Below are 5,051 nucleotides of genomic sequence, written 5' to 3' on the forward strand. Positions count from 1 at the left end.
GGACGCGGCAAGGCACAGGCCGACGCGCTTCGCCGAACCCGCTCGGAAGCAACCGCAAAGCGCCTTCTCAGGGCGGGCGACCTCGAAGTGGTCGCAGCATCGGCGCTCAAGGTCGACGATATTGTTCTCGTCGAAACCGGCGATCTCATCCCAAGCGACGGCGAGGTCATCGACGGTGTCGCCTCGGTCGACGAATCCGCCATCACCGGTGAATCCGCGCCGGTCATCCGCGAAAGCGGCGGCGACCGCTCGGCCGTAACCGGCGGCACGCGCGTCCTGTCCGATCAGATCAAGGTCCGTATCACGGCGGCCCAGGGCTCCACGTTCCTCGACCGCATGATCCACCTCGTCGAAGGCGCCGCGCGCCAGAAGACGCCGAATGAAATCGCCCTCAACATCCTGCTTGTCGGCCTGACGATCATCTTCGTCTTCGCAACGGCAAGCATCCCAAGCTTCGCGAACTATGCCGGCGGCAATATTCCCGTCGTGGTTCTCGTCGCGCTTTTCGTTACCCTCATTCCAACAACCATCGGCGCGCTTCTTTCCGCCATTGGAATCGCGGGTATGGACAGGCTCGTCAAGTTCAACGTGCTCGCCGTGTCCGGTCGCGCTGTCGAGGCGGCGGGCGATGTCGATACGCTCCTTCTCGACAAGACGGGCACGATCACGCTCGGCAACCGCGTCGCCAGCGAATTCATCCCGCTTGCCGGCATATCGGACGCTGAACTCGCCGATGCCGCGCAGCTCTCTTCGCTCAGCGACGAAACGCCGGAAGGCCGGTCGATCGTCGTGCTCGCAAAAGAGAAGTACGGGCTTCGGGGGCGCGAACTTGCGGGGCACGGTGCGCGCTTCATTCCTTTCTCCGCACAGACAAGGATGAGCGGCGTCGATGTCGACGGCCATCAGATCCGCAAGGGTGCCGCAGATGCGGTACTGTCCTTCGTGGCGGGCAAACAGCAACAGGGCGTCAATAGCGCATCGAGGGAGTTCCAGCAGATCGTCGACCGGGTTGCGCGCTCTGGCGGTACGCCGCTCGCCGTTTCGCGAGACGACCGCATCCTGGGCGTCATTCACCTCAAGGATATCGTCAAGGGCGGCATCCGGGAGCGTTTCGAGGCGCTGCGCCGCATGGGCATCCGCACCGTCATGATCACCGGGGACAACCCGCTGACGGCGGCCGCCATCGCGGCGGAGGCAGGCGTCGACGACTTCCTGGCGCAGGCAACACCGGAGGACAAGCTCCGCCTCATCCGAGAGGAACAGGCCAAGGGAAAGCTGGTTGCCATGTGCGGCGACGGCACCAACGACGCCCCTGCACTCGCACAGGCCGATGTCGGCGTCGCCATGCAGACCGGTACGCAAGCCGCGCGCGAGGCCGGCAACATGGTCGATCTCGACAGCGATCCGACCAAGCTCATCGAGATCGTGGCCATCGGAAAGCAGCTTTTGATGACGCGCGGTACATTGACGACCTTCTCTATCGCCAACGATGTCGCAAAATATTTTGCCATTATTCCCGCGATGTTTGTGGCCTTCTACCCGTCTCTCGGGGTGCTCAACGTCATGGCATTGCATTCGCCGCAAAGCGCCATTCTTTCGGCGATCATCTTCAACGCGCTCATCATCGTCGCGCTGATACCGCTGGCGCTCAGAGGCGTCCAGTATTCGCCGCGCAGCGCCGCCGCCTTTCTAGCGCGCAATCTGGCAGTCTACGGCGTCGGCGGAGTCATCGTTCCCTTCGTCGGCATCAAACTCATCGATATGGCCATCACCTCCATCGGCCTCGTCTGAGAACCAAACATCATGACCAATGAAATTCGTCCCGCCATTATTCTGCTTCTGCTTTTCACGCTCCTCACCGGCATCGCCTATCCGTTCGGCATGACAGGGCTCGGCGGCCTCCTCTTTCCCCGTCAGGCCGCAGGCAGCCTGATCTTCAGGAACGGTCAGGTGATCGGCTCGGAGATCATCGGCCAGGCGTTCTCCAGGCCGGGCTATTTCCATGGAAGGCCGTCCGCGACGACCGGCCTGGACGACAAGGGCACCTCCGTTGCTCAACCATACAATGCGGCAAACTCCATGGGTTCCAATCTCGGACCGACGAGCAAGTCGCTGATCGATCGGATCCGGGCAGAGACCGCCAAGCTCGCCGCCGAAAATCCAGACCGGCCGGTTCCCGTCGATCTGGTCACGACCTCGGCCAGCGGCTTTGATCCGGACATCACTCCGGCAGGCGCCCTCTTTCAGATCCGGCGCATTGCCGCCGCACGCCACCTAGATCCCGGAAAGATCGAGAAACTCGTCGGGCAGTTCACGAAACCCCGGACACTGGGTATCATCGGCGAACCGACCGTCAATGTTCTGAAACTCAATATGGCTCTGGACGCTATGGCGCAGAAATGATGGGTGCACAATAATGGCCGGCACCGACCCGGAGGCGCGAAGACCCGCACCCGAAGCGTTGCTGGAACAGGCGGTCGCCGAGCACCGCGGCAAGCTCAAGATATTCCTGGGCGCGGCGCCCGGCGTCGGCAAGACCTACGAAATGCTCTCCTCGGGCGCGCAAAAAAAGAGCGAGGGGGTCGACGTTGTCGTCGGTATCGTCGAGACCCATGGCAGAATTGAAACCGACCGCCTCACCCTCGCACTTGACGTTCTGCCGCGCGCGCATATTCCCTACAAGGGCCGCATTCTCGACGAGATGGATATCGACGCCGTGCTGGCGCGTCGCCCGGCGCTCGTGCTCGTCGATGAACTCGCGCATACCAATGCACCGGGCTCCCGCCATCCCAAGCGCTATCAGGATGTCGAGGAACTTCTTACCGCGGGCATAGACGTCTACACGACGCTCAACGTGCAGCATGTCGAGAGTCTCAACGACGTCGTCGCGCAGATCACCCGCATCCGGGTACGCGAAACCGTGCCGGATTCGATTATCGACAGAGCCGATGAAATCGAAGTCGTCGACATCACGCCGGAGGAACTGATCCAGCGCCTTCACGAGGGTAAAGTCTATGTCCGCGAGGCGGCGCAGCGCGCTCTGAAGCATTATTTCTCTCCTGGAAATCTCACGGCCTTGAGGGAGCTCGCGCTCAGACGTACCGCACAGCGTGTCGATGAACAGATGCTGAGCTACATGAGGGCGCACGCGATCGCTGGACCATGGGCGACAGACGAACGCCTCCTTGTGTGTATTAGCGGCAGCGGCGACGCTGCCGGTCTCGTCCGTTATGCGCGCCGCTCGGCCGATCGCCTCCGCAGCCCCTGGGTTGCTCTCCATGTCGAGACAATCGGGAGTCACCAGCCTACGGAGGCGGAGCGCAACCGGATTGCCGAAGCCTTTCGTCTGGCGACCTCGCTTGGTGGAGAAGTCGCAACGCTGACGGGCGAAAATACGGCCGACGCCATACTTAATTTCGCGACAGATGCCAATGTGACCCAGATCGTTGTCGGGCGTCCGAAGAAAAGAAGGTGGATTCAATTCTGGCGCGGTTCCACTGTCAACGAGCTGATCCTCAAGGCAAATGGAATAGGAATTCACGTCATACCGGAGGTAGAGAAGTCGAAGGACCCAGATGTTGCAACCCGCGGAACGGATGAGTCGCTCGACCTCTATCCCTATTTCGTCAGCACTCTGTGCATTATCGCCGCGCTGGGCGTCGGCCGCCTTATTCTCCTGTTTATTCCTCTGCCGAATATCTCGCTCGTCTTTCTTTCCGCCATTCTCTATTCCGCTGTTACCTTCGGTCTATGGCCCTCTCTCTACGCCTCTCTCGTCAGCACGCTCGTCTACAACTTCTTTTTCCTCCCGCCCCTCTACACCTTCACGATTGCCGATCCTGCCAACGTCCTGGCGCTGATCTTCTTCACCATCGTCGCGATCCTGACGAGCAACCTGACGGCGCGCACAAGGCGGCAAGTGCTGATCGCTCAATCGCAAGTCAAGACGACCGCGGGCCTCAACGCCTTCAGCCGAAAGCTTGCGGGCCTCAGCGACCTTGATGACCTGCTTTGGGCCGCGGCCTTTCAGATCGCTTCGATGCTGAAATTGCGGGTGGTGTTTCTCTTTCCGGCCGAGACCGGCATGTCCCTGTCCGCCGCCTATCCCCCCGACGATGTTGCCGACGAGGCGGACCTCGCGGCGGCGCGCTGGGCCTTCGATCATCAGCGTGCCGCGGGACGGGGATCCGATACGCTTCCGGGCGCCAAGCGTCTCTTTCTGCCTTTGAAGACCACCACGGGCGTCTTCGCCGTGGTCGGCCTCGATCGGGAGACACCCGGCGCTCTCTTCACTGCCAGCGAACGACAACTGCTCGACGCCCTGCTTGACCAGATCGCCGTCTCAATCGAACGCATCAGCCTTGCCGAGGACATCGACAATGCGCGGGTCCTGAGCGAGACGGAGCGTCTGCGCAGTACGCTTCTCACATCCATCTCCCATGATCTCCGGACACCTCTCGCCTCCATCATTGGTGCCGCGACGAGTCTCAAGACATATTTCGATCGCTTCGATGCAATGCAACGGAACGATCTCATCTCAACTATCGAGGACGAGGCCGAACGTCTCAACCGGTTCGTCGGCAATCTTCTCGACATCACGAAACTCGAATCGGGCGCGCTCCGTATTCGGCTGACAGAGGTCGACATCGCCGAACTCCTCGAGACGGCGCTGAGACGCGCAAGCCGGATGCTTGAGAAGCGCCATGTCAGTGTCGAGATTCCGTCGGACCTTCCTCCCGTCACGGCCGATCCGATACTTCTCGAACAGGTTTTTTTCAACCTGCTCGACAATGCCGCAAAATATTCCCCGCCGGACGGCAACGTTCGCGTCGAGGCAAGTCTTGCCGGAAAGGACGTCGCCATTCGTATCATCGACGACGGTGAAGGCATTCCCGCCGACGAACTCGAGACCGTCTTCGACAAGTTCCACCGGGCTGGATCGGGCGACAGCCGACCCGCGGGCACGGGGCTCGGCCTCGCCGTGTGCAGGGGATTCGTGGAAGCCTTCGGTGGTAGGATCGTCGCGGCGAACAGACTGCCGGGACGTGGCT

At 61.3% G+C, this 5,051-nt stretch carries 3 protein-coding genes; all 3 read left to right on the plus strand.

The window, feature by feature from the left end; translation table 11 throughout:
- Positions 1 to 1,791 (plus strand): potassium-transporting ATPase subunit KdpB (gene kdpB / locus VMR03_RS03815; protein WP_325402449.1); only part of this gene is annotated, 1,791 nt, incomplete at its 5' end.
- Positions 1,792 to 1,803: 12 nt separating this feature from the next.
- Complete coding sequence (gene kdpC, locus VMR03_RS03820) at positions 1,804 to 2,403, plus strand: potassium-transporting ATPase subunit KdpC (protein ID WP_325402451.1); 600 nt, start codon at positions 1,804 to 1,806, stop codon at positions 2,401 to 2,403.
- 13 nt (positions 2,404 to 2,416) lie between these two features.
- Positions 2,417 to 5,051, plus strand: a 2,635-nt coding sequence (locus VMR03_RS03825) for a sensor histidine kinase KdpD (protein WP_325402453.1), incomplete at its 3' end; no start/stop codon positions are given.

It is taken from the genome of Parvibaculum sp., from assembly GCF_035511255.1.
Taxonomy (GTDB): Bacteria; Pseudomonadota; Alphaproteobacteria; order Parvibaculales; family Parvibaculaceae; genus Parvibaculum.

Excerpts from the sequence above, each read along its gene's own strand:
- kdpC (WP_325402451.1), top strand. The coding sequence starts at position 1,804 with ATGACCAATGAAATTCGTCCCGCCATTATTCTGCTTCTGCTTTTCACG.